Source organism: Terriglobia bacterium (genome assembly GCA_020072645.1).
In the GTDB taxonomy this organism is placed as follows: Bacteria; Acidobacteriota; Terriglobia; order Terriglobales; family Acidobacteriaceae; genus Angelobacter.
In genome coordinates, this window is record JAIQGK010000001.1 from 436,696 (window position 1) to 460,575 (window position 23,880).

The window sequence follows — 23,880 nt, forward strand, 5'->3', positions numbered from 1 at the left end:
AGATCGCCGACATCGGGAAAGCCCAACCTCTACCCCGTTCACTGAAGCTGCCTTAGTTAGTTCACAGGCGGCGGCGTTGGTTGCGGCGTCGCCGTGGGTTGTTCTGCTGCCGGAGGCTGATCTGCCGGCGGTGTAGCTGCCGGCGGTTGCGATGCCGGAGGTTGCTCTGCCGCAGGTGGCTGCGTGGCTGCCGGCTGATCCTGAGGAACAGTTCCTTGTGGCGGTTGAGCAGGCGCTGCTCCCGGCAATGTCGCTCCGGCCGGCAGAGTCCAGACTTCCACTTTGCGTCCTGGCTCTGTTGCCGCCTTGGTCTGGATGCGCTGCGGATCGATCCCCTTAAACTTGGACAGGTACGCCATGGCGTTCTGTGCGCGCTGCAAGCCCAGGCTGCGTGGCTCACCGGCATCGGCAGAGCCAGAGAGCACTACGTTAAGGTTCGGGTCCTGCTGCAACTTTAAAGCGACATCGTCCAGCACGGCCTTGGAACGGTTGTCCACATAGCCGCTATTTGGCTTGTAGTCGAGTTCCATCAGCTTCTGCGCTGTGGGCATGGCAGGTGCGGCGGATTCAACGTTCACAGTAACCACGGTGGATGCACTCAACTGCCGGTCGTCAAAAGCCGTAGCGCGGACCGCGATAGGCCCTGGGCCGGAGTCGGTGGTATCAAGCGTGGCCTGGTTGCGATTGGAAGAAAGCTTGCCGCCATTGGCGACATACGTGATATTCACGGGCCTGTTATCGGGACTTACGGCCTCACAGCTGATGGAAGCGCTCTCACCGGCGCGAAGGCTGGTGGGTGAAGCTGAACAGTTAATCTTCGGCGGAGTCGTTGTTGCGTTTGCGGCTTCCGGTTGCGGCGCATTGGTGAATGAAGGCTGGATCGGGGCCAGAACCGGCGCATCGCTTATGTCCATCACTTCAACCCCGTCGCCCACGGTTATGTCTTCAAGCGCGGTCAGGATCATGGCTGTAGCGCTTTTGCGCTGCACGTTAAGAACGATCATGTCCCCCAGAGTGCGGCGCGGCAGACTGGAAAGCTCGCCACTAGGAAGCCTGTGCGGATCTTTTTGCGTGTCGTCATAATCCGTGGCCTTGAGTGACAGCCCCGCGACCGGATCATGGTAGGAATAGGAATACGTGCGCGTCGCGCGCAGATAGTCTCCGGGTTTCAGGCCTTTGTCCGCTCCGATGTTCAGGTACGCCTTATATTTGGAACCCAGAAACGTATCGAACTCCTGGGCCATTACAATGCGCCCCTGGGGCTTTCCAGAGGGTGGCGCATAGCGGTCCAGAGTGACTTTTCGGAACGGTGGCGCTTCGCGCTCCACCAGAGGAATGGCAACGTCGCCGGGCATCACGTCGGCACAGCTGAGCTCAAATGTGGCTACCGCAGTGCTCTTCTGCACCTCCGTTACTTTCACGATCGCCAATTCGAGATACGGCAAGCCCGCGTTATGTAACGCGGACTTTTGTCCCGGAAATATTTCGTAGTCATTGTTGTCTTTCACCAGCCGGACAATCTGATAGCGATCGCCTTCTTTCATTCCCTGGCCGTGAATAAAAATCGTGTCGATTGCGCCGGCATATCGCGTCTGGTCAGGACTGTTGTGTCCACCAGCGACGAACATTTTGTCAGGGACCTTTTCGTTCGACAGAAAGCCCGAGCAATACATGTCACTGCGCGTAGGCGTATTGCCAACATCCAGATTGGCGGCATGCTCTTGTGCTTTCAGTGCTGGTTGCACTGGTTGCGGCTGAGCAGGCTGTGTCTGAACAGGCTGTGTTTGAGCAGGTTGCGGCTGAACAGGTTGGGGCTGTTGTGAAAAGCCCAGGCTCGAAAAAACCATCCCCGCCAACGCCAGCGGCACCAGCTTGAAATTCTTCATACTTCCTCCCCCATACGCCTCTGCAGGAGAACAGCTCTCCCACGGGACGCGCAATGTCCCGGGTGGAACATATCACCGCCTTTCCTGCGACTTCAACTAAACTCTTATTTACTAAGCAGATACGCTTAATTACAGAAGTTCTATTCACTTCTTGCATTCGGTGCTTGAATCTGTGATTTTTGCTCACGTATGATGGCCAGCCTCTTGTAAATCTAATGAATGGAACATCATCCAGTTACGCACCAAGGTTCCTGCCCGCCCGGCTACCCCGGGTGTGTGTGGCTATTGCCGCTTCCAACCCGGCGGAAATGGTACAGAAAGCAGACCTTGCGGTCCGGGATAACCCCTTTATTGAGTTCAGGTTAGACTATCTTCCCAATCCGTCTCTGGGCCTACCCAAGCTCAAGACATTTGTGGAGTTTCACCCTGAAGCGCTGATTGTGGCCACCTGCCGCCGCGCGGCCAACGGAGGCAAATTCAAAGGATCCATAGCCTCGCAGATTGACATTCTGGTAAAAGCCGCCGGTCTCGGTTGCCATCTGGTGGATGTTGAACTCGAAACCGCCGCGCAGCTCAAGCCTAATGATTTCAATCGCTTGCGCCGATCTGCCCACTTGATCCTTTCGTACCATGACTTTCGCGGCACAAAAAAGCTGGAAGAAACTTTTGCCAAGATGCAGCAGCATCCCTGCGACTTCTTCAAGCTCGTCACCACGGCAAATTCGCTCTATGACAATGTCGTGATGATGAAGTTCCTGGAAAAGTACAGCCATGCGCATTCGCTGATTGGGCTCTGCATGGGGGAGCAGGGCGTGATCAGTCGGGTGCTCTGTGTGCGTGCCGGCAGCCAGTTCACCTTTGCCGCCGCTAATCCCGGAGAAGAAACCGGCCCGGGACAGTTAGCGGCCCGGGCGCTGCGCGATGTCTATCGGATCGATCAGGTTGATGCCGCGACGCGCGTTTATGGCGTGGCCGGCGATCCCGTGGCCCATTCTCTTTCTCCCGCGATGTTGAACACCGCATTCCGCCGCGAAAACGTAAACGCTGTTTATCTGGCGCTGCATGCCAAGACCCTGGAAGACCTGACGGCCTGCGTGCAGGATATTCCCATCGCCGGCCTCAGCATCACCATGCCGTACAAAGAGCCCATCCTGAAGCATCTGGATAAGAGCGATCCGTGGACAGCCAAAGTGGGCGCCTGTAACACGCTGGTTCGCAGCCAGGATGGGAACCTCTATGGATTTAATACTGACGTGAATGGCGTTGTGCGTCCGCTGGAGATGCGCATTCGTCTTCAGGGAGCAAGAATCCTTGTGTTGGGCGCCGGAGGCGCGGCCCGCGCAGCCGTTTTTGGATTGAAAGAGCGCGGTGCTGAAGTCTCCATCCTAAGCCGCAATGCGGCGTCGGCACAAAAGCTTGCCAAGCAAGCCAAAGCCAAAGTGATCAACCGCACCATGCTGAAGAAGCTGGAATTTGATGTGATCATCAATGCCACTCCAGCCGGCATGGAAGGTAACAAAGATCCGCTGCCGCTTACCGAGCCGGAGATGAAGGCCAAGTATTTTTTTGAAATGGTCTATACCCCGGCGGAAACCAAAATGATCAAGATGGCCCGTGCCCGCGGCATGCACGTGATTTCCGGCGCGGAAATGTTTGTACAGCAGGGCGCACGTCAGTTTGAGATCTGGACCGGCAAGCCCGCTCCCATTCTCGATATGCAGCGCGTGGTGGACCACGCACTGGCTCAACAGGCCGCCGCAAAGGCCGCGGAAGGTAAGACGGAGAAGAAAGGAAAGTAAGATCTGAAGCCACAGCGACTGTATCTCTTTTCGGATAGACAATGCAGGCTTAAGGTGAGCGCAACTAAAATTAGGCGCGAGAGTTGGAACTGCATGAAAAAATCTGTCCCAGCGGAATCTGCCTCTGCATTAATCGACAACAAGATCAGGGAACTTGGGGACTGGCGAGGGAAGACGCTCGCAAAAGTGCGCGAAATCATCCACCAGGCAGATCCTGAGATGGTGGAAGAGTGGAAGTGGATGGGAACTCCCGTCTTTTCCCACGGCGGCATCGTCTGTACCGGAGAAACGTACAAGAACATCGTCAAGATGACATTTGCCAAAGGTGCTGCGTTGCAAGACCTTTCACGCCTATTCAATTCCAGCCTTGAGGGGAATGTCAGGCGCGCCATCGACATTCACGAAGGCGACAAGATCAATGAGGCGGCGCTGAAGAATCTTATCCGCGCTGCAGTGGCCCTTAATCTTAAGGACAAAAGTACGCCCAGGCCAAAGACCGGGCGAGCAAGCAGCAAGCGGACCCCTGGTGGGTGAGCCACTTGGACACACCATGCGGCGCCCGGGCAGTATCAGCCTGACGAAGCTTTCAAAAAAGAAAATTTTTAATTTGGGGGCCACAGGGTGTTGGCCCTGAGGCCCCTTGAGTAGCAAGGATTAAAATCGCCCGATCAACCCTTGCGCCTCATCAGGGTATGACCCTTCAGTTCGGTCCAGCGGAACAAATTATTTTGGCTTGAATGCCCAGAGTGACTTTTCGCAACCAATGGCGAATTATTTCCTTTGGCGAATTATTTCCTTTATTAAATTTCTCCTACTCGCATTTTATTTTCTGCTCTGCGAGCAAACTTCACTTGGAAGGAGGGCATCTTTCCTAGGAATCGCCCAAATCGCCCAAAATCCAAAGCTGAAGGAGTTCGTAATGCAGAGGAAACTACGGCAATTTGTCTGGATTGTAATTCTCGCCATCGGCGGCAGCACCGTTGGAAGTCTTACCATCGCTGCACAACCCAAAGACGGCGGACACTCCATAGGCCATCGCGACAGAGATCATGAAAGAGATCGGGACCGCGATCGAGATAGAAACAGGGATCGCGAGCGAGAACGCGAACGCGATAGAGACCGGGCTCGCAATAGAGATCGCGAGCGGGAGCGCGAAGTGGAGCGCGAGAGAGACAGAGACCGCGACCATGAGCGCAATCGCGATAGGAACAGTGGCCGGGACAATGAGCACGAAGTTGAGCCCGAGCACCATAACGATTTTGTCCAGCAGCTCAGGTAGGCTGCGTCCCGGTATTCCCGCATAACGGGCCAATACCAATAACAAAGCCACAGGGCAGAGGCACAGCGGATCTGCGTCTCTGCCCCTTCCCGCATTTCTTCCCTTTGCTGAGCGTGCCGCAAGTTGACGCTCTGCGCTACGTGGAAAGATGCTGCGCAATTCTCTTTGCGCAAGGAGTGGAAATATGCAATCAGGTCTCGTACGGGCACTTGTCTTTGTCGCCGCCTTGGGTATTGGATCGCCCGCATTCTGCCAGAATCCCGGCAATTCATCTCCGGGAGAAAACACTGGTCGTCAAGCCGGGCAATCGCCATCGCAAATCAAAGGGTTCAATGAATATGAGAATTTCCGCGGCATGGTCAATTCTTCCGGTAGTTTGCTTAAGCTGGATTCGACACTGGGGTATGACTTCAACCGATATCTTGGAATATTTGCGGGCGTGCCGCTTTATTTTGCCAACGACTCCAGCGGCACACCGGGACAAACCCGCGTCCATGATGCCGGAGCCGGAGATACGTACTTTGGCGTGGAAGCTTATGCGCCCAGCCCCATTGTGAACTACAGCACTACGCTTACGGTTTCCGCTCCTACAGGCAGCGTGAGCAAAGGCTTCAGCTCGGGAAAAGCTACCATCGACTGGAACAACCGTTTCCGCCATCGCTTTGGCCGCTTTACGCCATTCGTAGCGGCAGGATTGGGAAATACTGTTCCCGACTCTGAATTGGTGACGCGCAACTTTATCTCCCTGGGCCGAGTCGCTCATTTTGAAGAAGGGGCGGAATTTCAGGTAGTGCATCGCGTTTATCTGGGAGGTTCCGGCTACCAGATTGTGCCATTCGGCAACCAGCAGGTGTTCAATCGCTTTGATGCCGCTGTTCCGCGCGATGGGAAAGCACATGAAGGCGGCCCAGCCCCGGCTCAGCCGCCGCCCGGCAATACGGGAGAGCCATCCGCAAGCGGAAACGACCTTACGCGCGAGCACGGCTTAGATGCGTGGCTCGGCTTCGAACCCACTCGCGTGCTTCGCCTGGAATTTGGATACTCGCGCAGCGTGACGTTTGCTTTGAACAGTTTTTCTTTCAACGTTGGACTCAATGTAGGCAAGTTGCTGCGCACGCAGCGAGTTCAGTGATGGAGGAATGAATATGCGGGCAAGAAGCCCTTGGGCAGAACGGGTGCGGCCATAAGGGCCGCATCCGTGACCGGATTAATCCAAAGACGATCTAATGCGCTCGCCAGAAGTGGAACGGGAAGTTGTACGAGAGTTGGATCATCTGCGAATCAAGTCCCGGGTTATCAACTGCGGTATAGGCATTGGACATGTGCTGGAAGCGATAGGCAATTGAGACTGAACGCCTGCCGCTGAGCATATACCGCATTCCCGCGCGTCCATCCAACAGAAAATTGAATTGGGAGCCCTGAGGCGAAAGAACGTTACGGGTGAAATACGTCACACCACCGTGGACGCCCATGAATGGCTGCCACTTCCCCTGCGGCAAAAAAATCACTTGTGCGCCAACGGGATTGCTTCCCATTCCATAGGTGACCCCTGTTGAAGTAGAAGGAGGGTTGGCGGAGAGCACTGGAATGCTGGTGCCTTTCAGGAATGGTTCCCTCAGGACCACCGCCGGCATGATTTCAGAGACCCAGCGCACGTCGCAAAAATGGCCATGTACGAGCAGGCGGTTGTAAGAGATACCAAAAATGTAGAACTGGCGGTCAACGGCGTCTGCCCGATAGGAAGCATTGGCCATTGGAATTGTCCCGAAAAACCCTATCTCATTCTCTGCTGCAAGAGACCGACTGACGTGCGATGGTGCAGGGTCAGGCGTCGGCTGGGCGCAGGCGGTTAATGCAAAAAATCCAAGGACGCAGAAAAAGATGGCATAAGTAAAAATGCGGGGACCAGTATGGAACCGCATAGATTTCCTCCCAACCACCCAATCCTAAACGGGGTAGCCATCAGACGATAGCTGAGCTGGATGCTGTGCGTATGTGAGAGCGGTCACAGTGGTACAGCCGTGCTGACATGTGCGGTATCTTGGCGCGATGGAAAATTCGCGCAGAAAAAAGGCCTGTCCGGTAAACGAACAGGCCCCTAATCCAATGTTGCGCGGATGACTATTCCTGCTGCGGCGTTTTTGCTACATCGCCCACCTTGGCGCCAGTTCCGCTGAAGTTGAGCGTTGCGGAATCGGCATCAATCTCAGTCACGGTGCCTTCACCAATCTTTGTGGTAATGGTCTTCAGGATCTTTCCTGTTGTGGGATCTTTGATCTGACGGCCGGCATGGCTAATTTCCAGTACATCGCCGACCTTCAGTCCAGTCTTGCTACCCACATTGATGATCAGGGTATTGCCGCTCACGTCGGCCACAACGCCTCTGACCTCAACTTTGCGCGTGGGAACATTCGCGGCAGACGTGCCCAACTCACTGCCAACCTGCGTCACGGCCTGCGTTACGGCCTCGCCCAGCAGTGTCTGGCCGAAGTTGGAAGCATGCGTATCAAAAACGCCGCCACCGGCTCCGCCGCCACCGCCGCCCGCGCCAAGCAGAGACGTTCCTGAGCGTTTACTCTCGCCTTCACCAGTCACCGCTGCCAGAATCTCTCCTGTGGTGGTATCCACCAGGCGCGCGCTAATCGCACACACTGCCTTCGCCTCATTTCGCTTGATGCCGCCAATGCCAAAGCCGTGGGACGACAACCCTGCTCCGCCGATCGCTTTACTCTTATCGTCGCGGCCAAACTTGGTGATGGAGCCCATAATAATGGCGTCAACGCCCAGTATCTGGCCGATCTTTTGCGCCGTCGCCGGGTTTGCGCGATCGCTGTTGGAGAAGTTCTGCTCCGCCAGGATCTTGTCCAGGGCTTTGCGCTCGATCACGGAATACTTGCCGTCCTTTACCAGCTTTTCCACTAGCATGTCCGTAATGCCCTTGCCCACGTCCTGGTTGGTGCCATAAATAGAGGACACATAAGACTGGACGGTGCCGTAATCAAAGTCGAGCACCGCCACGCGCTTTTTATGCGAGGTTTGCGCGGCGCAGGTCACAGCCAAAAGGGCTAAAGTACACATCAAGCGGATCGTTCGCGACATGGTTTTACTCCTGGAAGAGATAGCTTTGTAATTAAAAGGGGGTCTTGGCGCTCAAACTTTAGCAGGAGAACTCACCTGCCGACAACTGTTTTGCGTATTTATAGTGAAGATTTCGATTGAAACGTTACTCCTGAGCCAGCCAAGCTAGGGCTTCACGGCGATTTTCAAACACCGGCAGGCGTCGCCGTGTAAAAGCCTGCACACCTTCATAAATCAGCCGTTGCAACCCGCTGATGCCGATCACCGCTGCCTTGCGGACGTAGGGCGCATTGTCCGCCACTTTGGCTTGCAGTACCGCCACGGATTCCTTGTCGAAGCTGGTGCCGGTCACGTCATTCAGCGTGAGCACGGTATTGGGGGGTTCCTGCGCAATCACGCGATGTCCTTCTTCCGCCACGGCTTTCAACATCGCGCCGTCACAGTGCGAGTAATTGATAAAAAGGATGCGCTTGCCTTGGTGCTCAATAAAGCGCACGCGCCCGGGTGCAATAGCGTGGATCGTGCTGGACTGCAATTCGTAGGTAGTTGCGCTCGCCATCGGAATATTGTGGTCCCGCCCGTGGCAAGGCGAAAGGTAACGAAAGTAAGAGGACCTTTGCGGCCCATTTCGGCGGATCACAGCATGTGGTCGCGACAGGCAGGTCAAATATCCGTGCGCCCGCCCATTTCTACCAGAACTTCTAACAGCGCGCCTGGATCGTGGGAGTCAATGGTCTTATCTGCCCACTCGCAACGGGCGGCCAGTCGAGGCGAAAGGCCAACGATGCGAATCTTTGGATTGAGCTTTCGTATGCCCTCGGCAACCGCCGAACTTTTCAGGTCCGGGAGCTCCGCCTCAATGCAGACCGCGTCCACATTTGGAAAACGCTTGTACATCTCCACGCCTTCCTTGCCGGAGTAAGCCGTCACCACGTTGTGCTTGGCCGATTCCAGCAGCAGTTTGCGCGTGGAAAGCCCGTCTGTTCTCTCTGATTCAATGATCAAAAACCCTAGCCGATGTCCGTTCCGAGGCATGCGGGGTTAGATGCTTGTTCCGCTGATTGCGGTCAACTGAGAACCGGGGAAGGGCGCTTACTTCCAATTCCTCTCCGCTTCAGACAAAATTCCGGCGAATACCTCAATCCCATCCCACAGGTTTTGCAGGCGAAGGTTCTCGTTCGCGCCGTGCTGGTTATTGTCGTGGTTGGCAATCGGCAGACCGACAACCGGCGTCTTCAGCACGTCAGTAAATAGATACATGGGGATACTGCCGCCGAGCAGCGGCATCTTGATTACCGAATTTCCGACCGTCTGCTCCATCGCTCTTACCACCGGCTGCACTGCTGGATCGTCCATCGCCACTCGCGCCGCCTTGTATCCCGGTCCCCAGCTCACCTTGATTACTTTTGCGTGCTGGCGTCGGGTCTCGATGTCCGGCGTCTGCCGCACGATATAAAAACCTTGCTGCGTGATGAACTGTTCCACCAGTTCGTGCACCCGCTCTGGGGTCTGGTTTGGCACCAGCCGGAAATCGATGGACGCCTTTGCCGTGGTGGAAATCGCATTCTGCGCTTTCTCCTCGACGTGCCCAGCTTCGATGCCACGAATATTCAGCGCCGGCTGCGTGATGGCCATGGGCAGGGAAGCGCCTGCGCTCTCAGTCCATGCCAGTCCAAGCTCCTGCTTCAGCGGCGTATCAACATCAGGGCTCTGCGCGATGGCCGCTCGCTCCGCTGCGGTCAAGGCCCGCACATCATCATAAAATCCTGGAATAAGAATGTGCGAGTTCGCGTCGCGCATGTGCGCCAGCAAGTCCACCAGCACTGCCGCCGGATTCGGGGCCCAGTTGCCGTAATGGCCGTCATGCAGAACGCGGCCAGGGCCATACACCGTGAGTTCCAGATCAGTCACGCCGCGCGCGCCAAAGTAAAGCTGCATGCGCCGCGTCTGGTTCACCGGCCCATCGCTCAGAATCCATATGTCGCCCTTCAGCAAACTGCCGTACTGCTGAAAGACCTCGGCAAGATGCGGCGACCCTGCCTCTTCCTCGCCTTCAAAAAACACTTTTACATTTACGCCGATGGGAATCTTCTTGGCGCGCAGCGCATCTGTCGCCGTAAGCACGGCCTGAATCGGCGTTTTGTCGTCGCTGGCGGAGCGGGCATAGATTCGCCACTCCGGATTCAGAGGCCCTTTTAGCGACTCCAGCGGGATTGTCTTGCCATCCACCGGGCCGTCTCGTAACACTGGCGTCCAAGGATCGCTGGCCCACTGCGCTTTGTCCACCGGCTGGCCGTCATAGTGCGCGTAAAAGATTAATGTGTGTCTCGCGCCTGGAGTGTTGAGTTCGCCATAGACCACCGGAGGAGTGCCAGCAACAGTAAGTTTCTGAGTGTGAAAGCCGCGCTGCTCCAGCATCTTGCTGATTGCATCGGCATTGCGCGTGATGTTGGCGGTATCACTGGCGACGTTCGGCAGCGCAAGCAGTTGCGCAAAGCTGCGTACTATCTCCGCTTCATGCTGCTGGCGATATTCGCGGACAGCGTTGCGTACGGACTGTGGAGACTGATCTTGCGCGGTGGCGAATGCGGAGGCCAGACACAATACGCCGGCAACCATTGCCCATCGATTCTGTTTCAGCATGGCTGCAATGATAAATGGAATTATTAAGGCACTGTCGCATCATGCTGCTGCGAATTTCATGAGCTTGGCTTGTATCAGGGCATGAAGTTTTCTGGTCGGAAAACTCCTGATGCAGGATCACAAGTGTCAGGGCACGAGTTCACTCGTGCCGAAAGCGCTTCAAATGATCCGGGCTTTAGCCCCTGAAAAAAGAACGCTTACTTCTTGCCCTTCTTCTTCGCGGGAGCGGCCTTTTTCTTAGGCGCAGCTTTCTTTGGCGCAGGCTTCTTGGCCGCTGGCTTTGCAGCAGCTTTTGTCGGCGCAGCTTTCTTTGCAGCCGCTGCCGGTGCGGGAGCAGCTTTCTGTTTGCCTGCCGGTGCGGCATGCTTTGCAGGAGCCGCCGCAGGCGGGGCGCTTGCAGCTTCAGCCGCGGGTGCTGCCGCCGCAGGCGCAGGTGCGCCAGCCAATGCGTTCTTGGGCTTGCGTCCACGCTTTTTGGGCGCTTGATCTCCTGGTGCTGCTTCCTTCTTCGCTCTTCCGCGGCGCGGAGGTGGTGGCGGTGGCGGCGGTTCCGGTGGAGAATATGGCTCCAGGAACTTCACAATTTCCGTATGCGAGCGCAGCTTGCCGTCCAGCAACATCAGGAATGCTTCATCCAGGATTTTTTTGTACTCGGGATGTTCCGGTGTAATGCGCATCTCCACCATTTCAGGGAACGGCAGTTTTTGCCGGACAAGCGGCCACTTGGTCAGGAAATTCTTGATCCTCTGCTCCACCGCCGAAGCCCGCGGCGTGATGGCATTAAACAGCAGAGCATCCGGCCGGTTCGTCATGAGGAATTTCCATGTTTCCGACGGCAGCGCCAGCTCCTTGGCCATCAGCTTCTTGGCAAAATCTTTGGCGTCATCTTCCAGATGCTTCCAGCGCTCCACAAACCCTTTGTTCACGATCTGCTTTTGCATCGCAGAAATATCTTTATCGGGCAGTTTGCGCGTAAGGAAGTGCATCACAATGGGACTGGCGTCCGGATTCACGCCAACTTCCTGTAGCTGCTGCTTGACCTTGAAAACCTGGTTTATGCCGGCGGTATCCACCTTGGCCACGGAGAAGTGCGGCACCAGCACTTTTAGCCAGCCTTCTTTTTCCAGTGCCTTCAGAACTTCGATCGGATTATCTTCATGCGCAAGCTGCTCAATCTCATGTCCCACAGTGCGGTCAGAAATATTTTCAATGTAGTTATTTTCTTTGGCCGCGTCATAGCGTGCCTGGGTGCGCTCTTCCAGAGTCCAGTGGAAGCGGGTTATCAGCCGCGTGGCGCGAATCAGCCGAGAAGGCTCTTCATAAAATGCGTAGTTATGCAGGACGCGCAGCACCTTGGCTTCAATATCGGCCACGCCGTTGAAAGGGTCTGTAAGCAGCCCACGTGAACCCGGGTTGAGCGAGAGCGCCATCGCATTGACGGTAAAGTCCCGCCGGCGCATGTCGTCATAGATTGTTCCCGGAGTGACCTCGGCGGGTTTGCCCGGTTTGTCATAGCGCTCTGATCGGGCACTGGTGACCTCCGCGCGGACATTTCCCGGCAGCAGCAGCATCAGCGTGCGCGTACCTTCGTCGCTGGCTTCCAGCACGGCGCCTGCTTTTTCAAAATCTTTCTGCAGCTTGAGCGCGTTGCCCTGCACGGAGAAATCGAGATCGCGGATAATAAACCCGCTGATAATGTCGCGGACCGCGCCCCCGGTCAGGTAGATGTTCATTTCATGGGCACGGGCAACGTCGGTCACCAGCGCGACTGCTCGCTGCTGGTCCGGCGTAAGCCGGGTTTCCATTAGGTAAATAAAGTCAGCCATCAGTTAAAGGAACACACAATTGTCCTTCCGGGCTATGGCCGGTAGGCTAACCGCTTCTCCAGGTTTTTCGTAAGTTGCACTTTATACAAGAGTTAGACGTCTACCGCAGGGACTAGAACAAACTCGAAACATTATCACAAAGGTTACCTTTTGGCTACCCCATCACGCGGAAACGTGGGATGACGTCTTTGATGCCCCCGCAAACAGTGCGAGAATCAATGGATTATGGCCTCCAGCCACAAAAAGGTGATCGTGCGCAAAATGGGACGCGATTCCATCAGCGGATACGTTTCACCCGCGAATTTTGTGGTTGAGGGCAAGCTGGAACTGCTGAATCCCTCCGGCAAAGTGGTGCTGATTGACCTGGGCGAAGTTAAAAGCGTGGACTTTGTCCGCGATTTCAGTGACACCGCCGCCGTGGGACGCAAGACTTTTACCACTCGTCCGCGCACCGATGGACTTTGGGTGCGGCTCAAATTCATTGACAATGACGTTCTTGAAGGCCTGATGGCCAACGATCTTACCCAGGTAAGCGCCGAGGGATTTTTTATTACGCCGCCGGATACGCGCGGCAACACGCAACGGGTCTTCGTTCCCCGCACCGCCCTGCAGGAGTTGAATGTGCTGGCTGTGATTGGTCGTCCGGAGGCCCACAAGAAAAGCGCGGAAGATGTTCGCCAGGAAAAGTTGTTTATGGAATCCTAAGGGTCGGTCATTACGATTTTGCTCCATCCTTGCCGCTCTTCCCATTACAATCACGCCTTTAGGTAAGTTTTTCTCAGGACCCATTGGTTATGAAGCTCAAAGAACTCGCGGCCAAGCTGGGTGCCAGGCTTGATCCGCCGGATGCCGACGCTGAAGTAAGCAGTGTCGGTTCCATTGAGGCTGCTGTTCCCGGCCAGATTACTTTTGCCGTCAGTTCCAAGTACGCGCCGTTGGCCAAAGCTAGCAAAGCATCCGCTCTGATCGTTGACGAAAAATTCCCCGCGCTGCAAAAGCCAACTCTGAGGACAAAGAATCCGCAGTTTGCCTATGCTCGTGCCGTAGAACTCCTTCACGTCCTGCCGCAGGAAAAACGCGGTATCCACCCCACGGCGGTCATCGATTCTTCGGCGCGCATCGGCGCCAACGCTTCGATCGGCGCATGTGTCGTGATCGGGGCCGATGTTGAAATCGGCGAAAACTGCACCCTGCTGCCGCAGGTAGTGGTCTATCGCGGAGTAAAGATTGGCAAGAACTTTTTCGCGCACGCGCATGTCTCCATTCGCGAAAACTGTGAGATCGGTGACAATGTGCTGCTGCATAATGGAGTCGTCATTGGCTCTGATGGATTCGGCTTCTCCAAGGACGATTCCGGCAATTGGTACAAGATCCCCCAGACCGGACGCGTGATAATTGAGGACAACGTGGAGATTCAGGCGAACTCATGTGTGGATCGCGCCAGCCTGGGCGAAACGCGCATCGGCCGCAACACCAAGATCGATAATCTTTCTCAGGTGGCGCATAACTGCGTCATTGCGGAAAATTCCATGCTGTGTGCTCAGGTGGGGCTTGCCGGATCAACGGAGATTGGCAAGAACGTGATCCTTGCCGGCCAGGTTGGTGTGGCCGGGCATTGTAAGATTGGCGATGGCGTGATCGTCACTGCGCAGAGCGGCACGCACGGCGATATTCCAGCCGGCTCAATGGTCAGCGGCACGCCCGCGTTTGATCACAAGCAATGGCTGCGCAGCGTAACCGCATTTATGAAGCTGCCGGAAATGGCGCGGGCCATTCGCGGCAAAGGCACGAAAGAATAATGACGGCTGACCGACCAGAAAAAAAACCGATCAAGGTGCTCCTGCTGGATGACAGGCATGACAACCTGATCCTGCGCTCCGCCATTTTGCGCAGCAACGGCTATGAGGCCATCAGCTCGGCCTCGGTTGAAGAAGCTGAGACGCATCTGGATAAAATCGACATCGCCGTACTCGACTATCACCTGGGCGCGGGCAAGTTCGGCACGGAAGTAGCGCAGTCTCTGCGCGACAAGCGTCCGGAAGTCCCCATCATTATTCTTTCCGCCACGCTCGAAAGAAAATTCGGCGGCGTGGAAGATATGCACCTGCTCAAAGGCTATAGCTCAGTCGATGACTTGCTGGGCGCGTTGCGGTCCTTTGAGGCCAAGCGCCGCGGCAAGCCGGTGGTGGTGGACGCGCGGGACTTCTTCTACTCCCGCATCGCCATGGCGATGGGCGATGACATCGTGCTGGAAATCCTTGATCGCGACGGCGTCTGGCAATATGTAAATGAATTCTTCGCCCGGCTTTATGAGCGCAAGCGAACCTGGTTTTCCGGCAAGAACCGTTTTGAGGAATTTCCCGAACTCAGCGCCGAGTGGAAAGAAATTATTCGCACCGTGGCCGATACGCGTGAAACCTACGTGGACCGCAGCTTTCGCTGTCTGCCTCACCTGCCCAAGAAGAAAAGCCGCTGGAACTGGAACATCCTGGTGTTCCCGCTCAAACTGCATGACAACCGCAACGGCGCTGTGCTGGCCGCGCGCGTGATCGAAAAGAAATGAGGACTGCGAGAGTCTGTTTCGCGCTGTTGCTGTTTGCTTTCCTCGCGGGATGCCGCGCCCATATGGTGAAAATCAAGCTGGTCAACACCAGCACCGCTCCACTTTCCACTATCATTGTGGACTATCCCAGTGCCACGTTTGGCAAAGACAAGCTAGCCCCCGGTGAAACTTTTTCTTCCCCGGTGAAGATCACAGACAGTGGCCCGCTCAAGGTGCAGTTCACGGATGCCAAGGGCGTCATCCACAGATATACCGGACTAACCCTGCATCCGAACGCGGAAGGATTGATCGAAATCATGTTGGATCAGAACAACGCCGCAATTACCAAAGAATCCGGCGGTCAGTGATGAAACTGCGCAGGCGCAGGGTGAAAGCAGAATCTATCGTTCAGCCGTTTTCAGAGCCAAACGTTTCAGGCGAGCTTTCTTCCCCGGCTTTGATTGCACGGCTGTGTTGCGCAGCTCTTCCAACCGGTACCAGTGCAGCGTAATCTGGCTCCGCCCAATCGCCGTGAGCGAGACGAGCGTTTGCGGTTTTTTGTCCAGGAATCTTTTAGTTATCTCGATCAAACCTGCGTCTTCCAGCTTGCTCAAGTGCGCGGACAGATTTCCATTGGTAAGTCCGGTAGCGCGCTGCAAAAACACAAAGTCCGCCTCCTGGCAGGAGGAAAGCACGGTCAAAATTGCCAGCCGCGCCGGCTCGTGGACCAGCCGGTCCAGTTCGTTGATCTGCTGCGGCAGATTAGCCATGGCTCTCTCCCGCTTCAATGGGCGGCAGGCTGTGCACCAGCATCCAGTGGTCGCCCAATCCAATAACCACCAGCGCTAGACCGCTTACAATCAGTTCCATGCCGTGCGCGAGCTGCTCGCTGCTGGCCCAATGCAGCACCGGCGCAATGCTTAATCCCAACAGGACCATGCCGGCGGCGATGCGGTGCACCAGGAAATCCCTGCGGAATTCAGCTCCAATCAAGCAGGCGCCCACAACAAGCCAAAGCGTATCCACCTGGGAAGGAAAGTAGGCCGGTATGATAAAAACCTGCAGAACTCCAATGGCTATGATGCCAATAGTTCGTAACAAGCCGGCAAGTTCTGAAATTTGCACCGGCGCGGCCGAAACAGTCCCATACCTCTCGGCATAAAACCGGCTTGTCCTCTTCCTCACGACTTCGTAGAACAATGAGTACGCGAAGACAAAACACGGCAGGGTAAGATTTCGCGCCGCAGCTCCGCTCAGCCACTGCATGGAGCCCACGAGCGCCATCACTCCTCCCACAACGGCCCAGGGAAGTTTTTGCAGCCTCGTATAGTTTCTGGCGGCAAATTGCAATCGTCGCAGATCGCGGCTTATGGAAATTCCATCCATAGACAAGTTTGTACTGCAAACCTCTCTGCGGGTCAAGGAAAATCTTGAGCGGCCCCCTTTCAGGGCTTTAGGTTGGCTTTTGATCCGGGCGTCAGCCTAAACAATGCCGGGACAAGTCCGTAATGTGCTGCAAAGGATTTTGCCCTTCGCCTTGGAAAAGTGGGTTATTGTCTTTCTGGCGGCAAAGCGCTGTTAATCGCCGCACGCACAGCTTCCACCAATTCTTCCCGCGAAGCAAATTGCCTGGGATCAACCGGCGGGTGGAAGACGAGCGTTGCCGTCCCGCCTTTTATCAGTGACGTTCCTTTCGGCATCATCTCGTAGGTGCCAAGGATTGTAATCGGCACGATTGGAAATCCTGTCTCCGCCGCCAGATGAAACGGCCCTTTCTTGAACGGCATCAGCCGTCCGTCGGGTGAGCGCGTGCCTTCCGGGAAGATGGTCATATTGATGTGGTGCTTCATGACCTCACCCGCACGGCGGATGCTGTTGATGGCTGAGTCGCGATTGCTGCGCTCCACCGGCACAATCTCCGCAAGGTCCAGCGCCTTGTTCACGATTGGGATCTTCCAGATTTCTCTCTTTGCCAGTACAGACGTGCGCCCGGGAATTACCGGCACAAGGATTGGCGGATCAAGGTTGGAAACATGGTTCGACATAAAGATGTAAGTGCCCGCCGGATCGATCTTGTCCAGGCCCACCCGCTTCACCTTTACGCCGGCGACTCTGGGACCGGCGAACGCCAGCCACATACCTACTGAATAAAGGAGCTCTATCTTGCCGGTGATCAGAGTCCAGGGAAAAACGATGAGCGCGGCAGGAGGAATAAAAATAATCCAGAAGATCAACGCCAACAGTGTTCGGGCAAATGCCACGGCGCGGCTGATCATGCGCGAGACACGCCACGCAGTTCTTCCAGCCGGCGCGGCAGCTTCTCATAGATTCCGCCGAAACCGCCGTTGGAAAGGATGGCCACCACATCGCCGCTGCGCAGTTCAGGCGCCACGGCATCAACGATCGCGTCGGCGTCGCCAAGCTCACGCGCCGGCTTTCCTGCCCGCTTAAGGCCATTCACCACTGAGGCGGTCGTCAGGCGGTCGTCTTCCGGAACGGCTTCTGGCTTGAAGATTGGCGTGATCACAATTTCATCCGCTACAGCCAGGCTGCTGATCAGTTCTTTTTGCAGGACTTTGCGGCGCAGCGTGTTCGATCGCGGCTCAAAAATCGCCCACAGCCGCGCACCGGGATAGCGTACCCGCAACGCGCCCAGCGTGGCCGCGATGGCCGTAGGATGGTGGGCAAAATCGTCGATGATGGTGATGCCGTCAATCTCAGCTTTGATCTCCAGCCGGCGCTTCACACTCTTGAAGCTCTTGAGCGCTTCAACAATCTGCGGCGGGTCAATTCCATGGTTTGCCGCCATGGCTGCGGCCGCAGTGGCATTGAGCACGTTGTATTCACCGGCCAGCGCAAATTCAAAGTTTACGGGCTCTTTCCCGTCGCGCAGCACGGTCCATGTGGTTCGCTCCGGCTCGAACTGAAGGTTGGTGATCCGCCAGAACGAATCTTCCTTCATGCCATATCTTTCCATCGGACAAAGCGCTTTGGCGATGCATTCATCCACATTCTGGTGCGCGTCATAGGCAATGATCCTGCCTTTGCGCGGGACGAGGTTCACCAGCCGCTTAAATGCCAGCTTAACCGCGTCCAGGTCGGCATAAATATCAGCGTGATCGAATTCGACCGACGTAAGAATGACGGACTGCGGAAAGTAGTGCAGGAACTTGGGGCCTTTATCGAAAAATGCGGTGTCGTATTCGTCGCCTTCAATAATGAAGTGCTTACCCTGGCGAAGGGCAAAGCTACTGCCAAAGTTTTCCGCGATCCCGCCGACCAGAAATGACGGATCTTTGCCTGCCGACTGAAAAATCCATGCCAGCATGGAAGTTGTGGTGGTTTTACCGTGCGTTCCGGCAATCACAATTGGCTGCCGCGTGCGCAGAAAAAGATCGAAGAGAATATCCGGCATGGATCGCAAAAGTATCCGCTCATCCAGAACATATTCCAGCTCGGGATTGCCGCGCGAGATGGCATTGCCGACGATCACCAGATCGGGCCGAGGCTTCAGGTTGGCTTCAGAGTAAGGCTGCAAAATAGGGATGGAGATGGATGCCAGAAAGTCCGACATGGGCGGATACGCCGCCGTGTCTGATCCCGTGACCTTGAACCCGCGTTGTTTAAGAAGTCCCGCGAGCGACGCCATGGCCGTCCCGCATATGCCGATGATATGTACGTGCTGTTGTTCCACGTTTCAAGATTAACGGATTTGTGCGCTTTCGTGAGCGGGAAAATTACGTGTGCGAAGCAACTGTGGAAGGTTCAAGGATTTTAAGACTCGCATTCGCGCCCTCCGCTTCCAGTTCCGCTTGCACGCCGATGGGCAGGGTGATATTGCCGCTGGTCACATGCCCCGACTTGAGACCGTAGACGATCGGTACGTTGTAGGGCTCGAGCACTCGCATAATTACCTGCTGCAGTATGTAGGTCTCGCCATTGGGGGGAAGGCAATCCAGCATCTCGCCGAAAATAAATCCGCGCGCCTTTTCCAGCTTGCCGGCCAGCCGCAACTGCACCAGCATGCGGTCGATGCGAAAAGGCTTTTCGGCGATATCTTCTATAAAAAGGATGCAGTCTTCTGTCTGGATCTCATAGGGTGTTCCCAGTGACGCCACCATCATAGAGAGGCAGCCGCCATAAAGACGTCCAGATGCCTTCCCAATGCGCAAGACCTCGACGTCGTTGGTGGGAACCGTCCAGTTAGGCGCGCCTTGAAAAGCGCTTTGCCAGCTCACTCCATCGAACGTTCCGTCGGCGATATCTTTGGCCACCATAGGCCCATGAAAGCCTATCAATCCCGTACGGTCATGGATCGCCGTGAGCATAGAAGTGATGTCGCTGCATCCCAGCAGAATTTTCGGGTGCTCGGCGATCATGCCGTAATCCAGTTTTTCCAGCAGATAATTGCTGCCATAGCCTCCACGCACGCAGATGAGCGCGGCAATGTCATCACGCCGCCAGAACTCGTGGACCTCATGCACGCGCCGCTCCACGCTTCCCGCAAAATAAATATCGCGCGCAAAAATATCCTGTGCGTAGACCGGCTCATATCCCATCTGGCGCAGCCGGTCGCAACCTAGCAGAAAGGCCTCACCGTTGAAGCTGCTGGCCGGCGCAACCAGCGCGACCTTATCGCCGCGTCGCAAAGCGGCCGGCTTAATGGTCTTTGCCGGTCTGGTGATCTTTGCGTCAGCCAAGAAATTCTCCCTGGCAGATCAGTTGCGCTGGTCCACGCAAAAAAACTTTGCCCTCTGTCCAACGAACAACCTGCGTGCCGCCCGCCGCGTGCACTTTCACAGGCGATTTCACATAGCCCGCGGCGATCGAGGCCACGGCGGATGCGCACGACCCCGTTCCCGAAGACTGCGTCTCGCCCACGCCGCGCTCGTAAAACCGGACTTCAATTTCATGCTCGCTTTTCACGCGGACAAACTCCACGTTCACGCCGTGCTTAAAATCCGGGTGCTGGCCAATCTCCGCGCCTTCTTTCTGCCATACCGGAGAGAATTCGCTTACAAATACCACGTAATGCGGATTTCCCATGGAAACCGGCGTGCCATGCGTCGGCGCAAAACCTACTGTCATGGAAAACTCGCTGCCCACCTGAGGCTCGCCCATTTCCATTTCAAATTCAAAGCTATGTTCCTCACGCGATACCAGATCGCAATGCTTCACGCCGGCGCCGGTGCTAATAGCGATCTTGCCGGAGTGCCCCTGGCTCACCAGGTAGGCCGCGACACACCGCGTCCCGTTGCCGGAGATTTCCGCCTCGCTGCCATCGGCATTGATCAGCCGTGCGCGAATATCGGCGTCTGCGGCGGGAAAGAGCCATTCCACACCGTCAGCGCCTACGCCGTTGTGGCGATCGCAAATGCGTTTGCTGAATTCATGCAGATCGGCTGGAGCATCAGCGCCATCCATGATCAGAAAATCATTTCCGCAAGCGGAGGCTTTAGTGAAAGGGACCTTCATCCTTAGTCTCTGTCCGGCCCCGGAGTAGTTTCCAGATGACTTACGTCGGATGTCTGGCGCAAGCGGTCCATCAGTTGTTTGTGTTCGTGGCGTGTACCCTCAACGCGGAACACCAGTTTTTCATTTTCTCCAGAACGGCTAAGATGCATGGCCTGCATTTCCTTGCCCTGGTCTTCCATAATCAAATTTACCTCGGCAACCAGGTCGTTTGCGGTTTTGTCGGAAACAATCGTGTAATTCATTGTCAGCGGCTTCAAGTTCAACTGGCGCTCCAGTATCCCGAGCAGATGCAGCGCAAGATAAATGAGCATGGTGGAAAAAATGGCTACCAGGTAGAGGCCCCCGCCCGCAGCCATGCCAATGGACGCGACCACAAAGATCGTCGCCGCCGTCGTGATTCCGCTTACGCCGCCTTTATCATGCAGAATGGAACCTGCGCCGATGAATCCGATGCCGGGAATGATTTGCGCGGCTATGCGCGTGTGATCGCCAATACCGAACTCCTTTGCCAGTTCAGTGGAGAGAATGGTGAACATGGCCGATCCGAAGCATATAAACATATTGGTGCGCAACCCGGCCGGCTTGCGCTTGAACTCACGCTCCAGACCGATTATTCCTCCAAGAACAGCAGCCAGCACGAGCCGGACCATCGCTTTTGACAGCAGGTCTTCCAGCGTTATGTGCGGCAAAGCAAGAGCCAGTATGTTCATTTGCCACCCGTGCCCAATCCCAGGGCAATTATCTTCGCGTTGAGCGATAGATCAAAGCTTTTGGCTGTGACGGACTGCCAATTGTAGCAATGGTCTCAAGTTCCTGGGGGAAATCATGCACGGCGCTGGCCACTTCGTCGCCGGGGAATGCGACGATGTAGTCCGCCGAGCGCGCGGGCTGCTTCAGAGCGGCCTTCCATAAACGATTGCTGCTTTCACACAGCACACGGCGGAGCGGGAGCCCCGCCATCTGCGTGGCTCCGGGATGCGCGCCGCAATTCATCATGAAAGTTGCTGAAGGCGGAAACGTCTTGAGCGTCTCCGCTAGTTGGCGATCCAAAGCCATACGGTCCTTGCCATTTACCTGCGCTTCCCGCAGGCAGATTGGTGTTGTCTGCCAGACGGAGTAATAGCTTGCGGCGACCACCAAAGCTGCCAAGGCGACAACATATATGGGGCGAAAAAACCTGGTGAGAAACTCACATCCCAGCGCCGCGAACACCGCGACGGCCGGCAGCAGTTGCAGGCCATAACGGACGTTGTAAAAGCTGAATGGCCACCATTCCGGATGATAGACAGGCACGCTGCCCCAGGCGATGCAGAGGACATAAAAGGGAAGTGGAGTCCATAAGACTGCCCAACTTAGGTAGCGGCGCGCAAAATAAAGCGATGCCAGCAGCGCGATGAAAGCGCTATTGAATAGCAGAAACTCTGTGCGGCCTTCCGCCAAATTGAACCGGGAAACTTTCAGGAACTGCAGCGTGGCGTCGCGCGGTGAATTTTCTCCCGGATAACTGGGCATAGTCGCGGTCTTGCTGCGCTGCTGAATAGCGCGCGCAGAGTATGGGCCGTTGGCAAACTCCAGCGCATTGTCAAAGGCAATCTGGTTGTAAAGAAGAAAGAACGCGGCGGTAGAGCCGGTGAACAAAAGAAAATTGCGGAGCCCGCGCCGTACCGACGGAAGATACGGCCGCATTCGCCACAGGAGAATTACAGCGCACGAGCCGATCACAGCAGCAAGAAACCAACCATCGTAACGAACCAGCATTGCCGCCGAAACCATTAGGCCACATTTCTTTAGCGAGTTTCCTGCTTGCTCCGCGTCGTCGCATGCGTGGCGCACAAACTCTGCAAAGTACACCGCCGACCAGACGAACAGAGCCAGATACAGCGATTCTCCCATCGCCGTGGACTGTATATATAGAAGATTGGGATTGAGCGCATAGATCAGGGCGGCAATCCATGCGGCAACGCCCGACGCTAATGATCGAATCAACCGAAACACGCCCAGCGTACCAGCGACGTAGGCAATCATCGATGGAATCGAAGCGCCCAGACCAGTCTGCCACATGCGGTCGTTCACGATAAAAGGAATATCGAGCAGATGCGGCAGCGGCAGCCAGACGGTGCCAAGCTGAAAGAGCCCGGGTGTGCGCGAATCAAAGACTCGGCGCGCAATGTGGATGTGCGCCACGGCGTCGCCATAAAGAAGGATGGCGCCCTGATGGTAATAAAAAATCAGAGCGCCAACAGAAAATGCGGCAGAAATTGCCGTGAGCAGCAAATAGTCACGGCGCGCCGCGGCGGACATGCGGAGGCCGACTACGCCTTTGCCTCCTGGCCCTTGCCCAGGTATTTATCCAGCAGCAACGCCAACTTCTGGCGGGTGGCCGCGGGAATTTTGTCTTTGTCAGTCTGGATAGCAAACTTCATCGCAGAGCCGCAGGCGCATTTGCGCTCCTTCGGCATGATCCCGACCGCATGCTTCACAACCTTGGCCGCGTTCTCCGCGTTGGCATGCACTACTTTCAATACCTGTTCCACGGTCACGTCTTCATGTCCGGCGCGCCAGCAGTCGTAGTCGGTGACCATGGCGCAGGTGGAGTAACAAATCTCCGCTTCGCGGCACAGCTTGGCTTCCTGCAGGTTGGTCATCCCGATCACGTCCGCGCCCCAGCTGCGGTAAAGATTCGATTCCGCGCGGGTGGAAAATTGCGGGCCTTCCATGCAGATGTACGTCCCGCCCTTTTTCCCGACCACGCCGATATCCTTGCAGGATTGGGTGAATGCCTCGGCGGCCTCGGGGCAGATAGGATCGCCAAACGCAACGTGCGCCACAATGCCGTGGCCAAAGAACGTGGAGATGCGATGGATGGTGCGATCGATAAACTGGTCAGGGATCACAAAGTCGGTGGGCTTGTGCTCTTCCTTGAGCGAACCAACGGCTGAGAGCGACAGGATGCGCTCCACGCCCAGGTCTTTCATGCCGTAAATGTTGGCGCGAAAGTTGATTTCTGAAGGAAGGATGCGGTGTCCGCGGCCGTGACGCGCAAGAAATGCCACCTTGCGCCCTTCCAGCGTGCCGAGCACGTAAGCGTCCGACGGCTCGCCGAACGGGGTTTGCACTGTAACTTCACGGATGTCTGTGAGGCCTGGCATGGAATACAAACCGCTGCCGCCCATAATGCCGATTTCAGCTTGCTGCAAGAGAGAATCTCCTTGATTGGGGTAATTGTTGATTATAGCGAAAGGCGTGTGGTGGATGCGGCAGATCAGGCGCGTCTTCCCCAATGCAAACGCCCCCTCAGGGAGAGAATGGGTCCTAGAGCCCCGCGCGATGGGCATTGAAGACTGCCGCCGGC

24 protein-coding genes are annotated in these 23,880 nt (G+C 56.0%); 7 read left to right on the top strand and 17 right to left on the bottom strand.

Features of this window, described 5'->3' with window-relative positions; translation table 11 throughout:
• Positions 1-56: 56 nt before the first annotated feature.
• A complete protein-coding gene (locus LAO76_01865) occupies positions 57-1,886 on the bottom strand; it encodes a hypothetical protein (protein MBZ5489662.1) in 1,830 nt (609 codons plus the stop codon).
• A 215-nt stretch (positions 1,887-2,101) separates the two neighbouring features.
• On the opposite strand from LAO76_01865, the gene aroE reads away from it, so the two are divergent.
• Positions 2,102-3,685: a shikimate dehydrogenase gene (gene aroE, locus LAO76_01870; GenBank protein MBZ5489663.1), complete on the top strand. Its 1,584-nt coding sequence runs from the start codon at positions 2,102-2,104 to the stop codon at positions 3,683-3,685.
• A 93-nt stretch (positions 3,686-3,778) separates the two neighbouring features.
• Positions 3,779-4,219 (top strand): DUF1801 domain-containing protein, encoded by a 441-nt coding sequence (locus LAO76_01875; GenBank protein MBZ5489664.1) that lies wholly within the window; start codon positions 3,779-3,781, stop codon positions 4,217-4,219.
• 397 nt (positions 4,220-4,616) lie between these two features.
• Here the strand turns inward: LAO76_01875 and LAO76_01880 are convergent, their stop codons facing one another.
• Complete coding sequence (locus tag LAO76_01880; protein MBZ5489665.1) at positions 4,617-5,015, bottom strand: hypothetical protein; 399 nt, start codon at positions 5,013-5,015, stop codon at positions 4,617-4,619.
• 133 nt (positions 5,016-5,148) lie between these two features.
• Here LAO76_01880 and LAO76_01885 point away from each other — a divergent pair, with 133 nt between their 5' ends.
• Positions 5,149-6,096: a hypothetical protein gene (locus tag LAO76_01885; protein MBZ5489666.1), complete on the top strand. Its 948-nt coding sequence runs from the start codon at positions 5,149-5,151 to the stop codon at positions 6,094-6,096.
• 91 nt (positions 6,097-6,187) lie between these two features.
• Here LAO76_01885 and LAO76_01890 read toward each other — a convergent pair whose 3' ends face one another.
• The 6 genes from LAO76_01890 to LAO76_01915 form a co-directional block, all read right to left on the bottom strand.
• Positions 6,188-6,718, bottom strand: a complete 531-nt coding sequence (locus LAO76_01890; GenBank protein MBZ5489667.1) for an acyloxyacyl hydrolase — start codon at positions 6,716-6,718, stop codon at positions 6,188-6,190.
• A gap of 367 nt (positions 6,719-7,085) precedes the next feature.
• Entirely contained in the window at positions 7,086-8,063 is a 978-nt protein-coding gene (locus LAO76_01895; GenBank protein ID MBZ5489668.1) for a curli production assembly protein CsgG, read from the bottom strand.
• A gap of 124 nt (positions 8,064-8,187) precedes the next feature.
• Positions 8,188-8,601 carry a hypothetical protein gene (locus LAO76_01900; GenBank protein MBZ5489669.1) on the bottom strand — a complete coding sequence of 138 codons (414 nt, stop codon included), beginning with the start codon at positions 8,599-8,601 and terminating at the stop codon, positions 8,188-8,190.
• 104 nt (positions 8,602-8,705) lie between these two features.
• Entirely contained in the window at positions 8,706-9,077 is a 372-nt protein-coding gene (locus LAO76_01905) for a response regulator (protein MBZ5489670.1), read from the bottom strand.
• Between the two features lie 57 nt (positions 9,078-9,134).
• Positions 9,135-10,661 (bottom strand): M20/M25/M40 family metallo-hydrolase, encoded by a 1,527-nt coding sequence (locus LAO76_01910; GenBank protein MBZ5489671.1) that lies wholly within the window; start codon positions 10,659-10,661, stop codon positions 9,135-9,137.
• Between the two features lie 221 nt (positions 10,662-10,882).
• Complete coding sequence (locus LAO76_01915) at positions 10,883-12,511, bottom strand: CCA tRNA nucleotidyltransferase (protein ID MBZ5489672.1); 1,629 nt, start codon at positions 12,509-12,511, stop codon at positions 10,883-10,885.
• A 225-nt stretch (positions 12,512-12,736) separates the two neighbouring features.
• On the opposite strand from LAO76_01915, the gene LAO76_01920 reads away from it, so the two are divergent.
• The 4 genes from LAO76_01920 to LAO76_01935 all read left to right on the top strand — a co-directional run bounded on the left by LAO76_01920 (position 12,737) and on the right by LAO76_01935 (position 15,421).
• Positions 12,737-13,216, top strand: coding sequence for a hypothetical protein (locus LAO76_01920; protein MBZ5489673.1), 480 nt, complete (start codon positions 12,737-12,739; stop codon positions 13,214-13,216).
• Positions 13,217-13,305: 89 nt separating this feature from the next.
• Entirely contained in the window at positions 13,306-14,310 is a 1,005-nt protein-coding gene (lpxD, locus tag LAO76_01925) for a UDP-3-O-(3-hydroxymyristoyl)glucosamine N-acyltransferase (protein ID MBZ5489674.1), read from the top strand.
• Complete coding sequence (locus LAO76_01930) at positions 14,310-15,074, top strand: response regulator (protein MBZ5489675.1); 765 nt, start codon at positions 14,310-14,312, stop codon at positions 15,072-15,074. The genes lpxD and LAO76_01930 overlap by 1 nt, the downstream gene beginning before the upstream one ends.
• A complete protein-coding gene (locus LAO76_01935) occupies positions 15,071-15,421 on the top strand; it encodes a hypothetical protein (GenBank protein ID MBZ5489676.1) in 351 nt (116 codons plus the stop codon). The genes LAO76_01930 and LAO76_01935 overlap by 4 nt, the downstream gene beginning before the upstream one ends.
• Positions 15,422-15,454: 33 nt before the next feature.
• On the opposite strand, the gene LAO76_01940 is transcribed toward LAO76_01935, so the two are convergent.
• The 9 genes from LAO76_01940 to mtnP all read right to left on the bottom strand — a co-directional run bounded on the left by LAO76_01940 (position 15,455) and on the right by mtnP (position 23,725).
• Positions 15,455-15,823 (bottom strand): transcriptional regulator, encoded by a 369-nt coding sequence (locus tag LAO76_01940; GenBank protein ID MBZ5489677.1) that lies wholly within the window; start codon positions 15,821-15,823, stop codon positions 15,455-15,457.
• On the bottom strand, positions 15,816-16,439 hold the full coding sequence (locus LAO76_01945) for a hypothetical protein (protein ID MBZ5489678.1): 624 nt from the start codon (positions 16,437-16,439) through the stop codon (positions 15,816-15,818). The genes LAO76_01940 and LAO76_01945 overlap by 8 nt, the downstream gene beginning before the upstream one ends.
• Positions 16,440-16,603: 164 nt before the next feature.
• Positions 16,604-17,329 carry a 1-acyl-sn-glycerol-3-phosphate acyltransferase gene (locus LAO76_01950; protein MBZ5489679.1) on the bottom strand — a complete coding sequence of 242 codons (726 nt, stop codon included), beginning with the start codon at positions 17,327-17,329 and terminating at the stop codon, positions 16,604-16,606.
• Positions 17,326-18,747: a UDP-N-acetylmuramate:L-alanyl-gamma-D-glutamyl-meso-diaminopimelate ligase gene (gene mpl, locus LAO76_01955; GenBank protein ID MBZ5489680.1), complete on the bottom strand. Its 1,422-nt coding sequence runs from the start codon at positions 18,745-18,747 to the stop codon at positions 17,326-17,328. Before mpl ends, LAO76_01950 begins: the two co-directional genes overlap by 4 nt.
• A gap of 43 nt (positions 18,748-18,790) precedes the next feature.
• On the bottom strand, positions 18,791-19,753 hold the full coding sequence (locus LAO76_01960) for an LD-carboxypeptidase (GenBank protein ID MBZ5489681.1): 963 nt from the start codon (positions 19,751-19,753) through the stop codon (positions 18,791-18,793).
• Entirely contained in the window at positions 19,746-20,477 is a 732-nt protein-coding gene (gene dapF / locus LAO76_01965; GenBank protein MBZ5489682.1) for a diaminopimelate epimerase, read from the bottom strand. Before dapF ends, LAO76_01960 begins: the two co-directional genes overlap by 8 nt.
• Before the next feature lie 53 nt (positions 20,478-20,530).
• Positions 20,531-21,238, bottom strand: a complete 708-nt coding sequence (locus LAO76_01970; protein MBZ5489683.1) for an MgtC/SapB family protein — start codon at positions 21,236-21,238, stop codon at positions 20,531-20,533.
• Positions 21,239-21,266: 28 nt separating this feature from the next.
• Positions 21,267-22,829 carry a hypothetical protein gene (locus tag LAO76_01975; GenBank protein ID MBZ5489684.1) on the bottom strand — a complete coding sequence of 521 codons (1,563 nt, stop codon included), beginning with the start codon at positions 22,827-22,829 and terminating at the stop codon, positions 21,267-21,269.
• Positions 22,830-22,840: 11 nt separating this feature from the next.
• A complete protein-coding gene (gene mtnP, locus LAO76_01980; protein MBZ5489685.1) occupies positions 22,841-23,725 on the bottom strand; it encodes an S-methyl-5'-thioadenosine phosphorylase in 885 nt (294 codons plus the stop codon).
• Between the last annotated feature and the right edge of the window lie 155 nt (positions 23,726-23,880).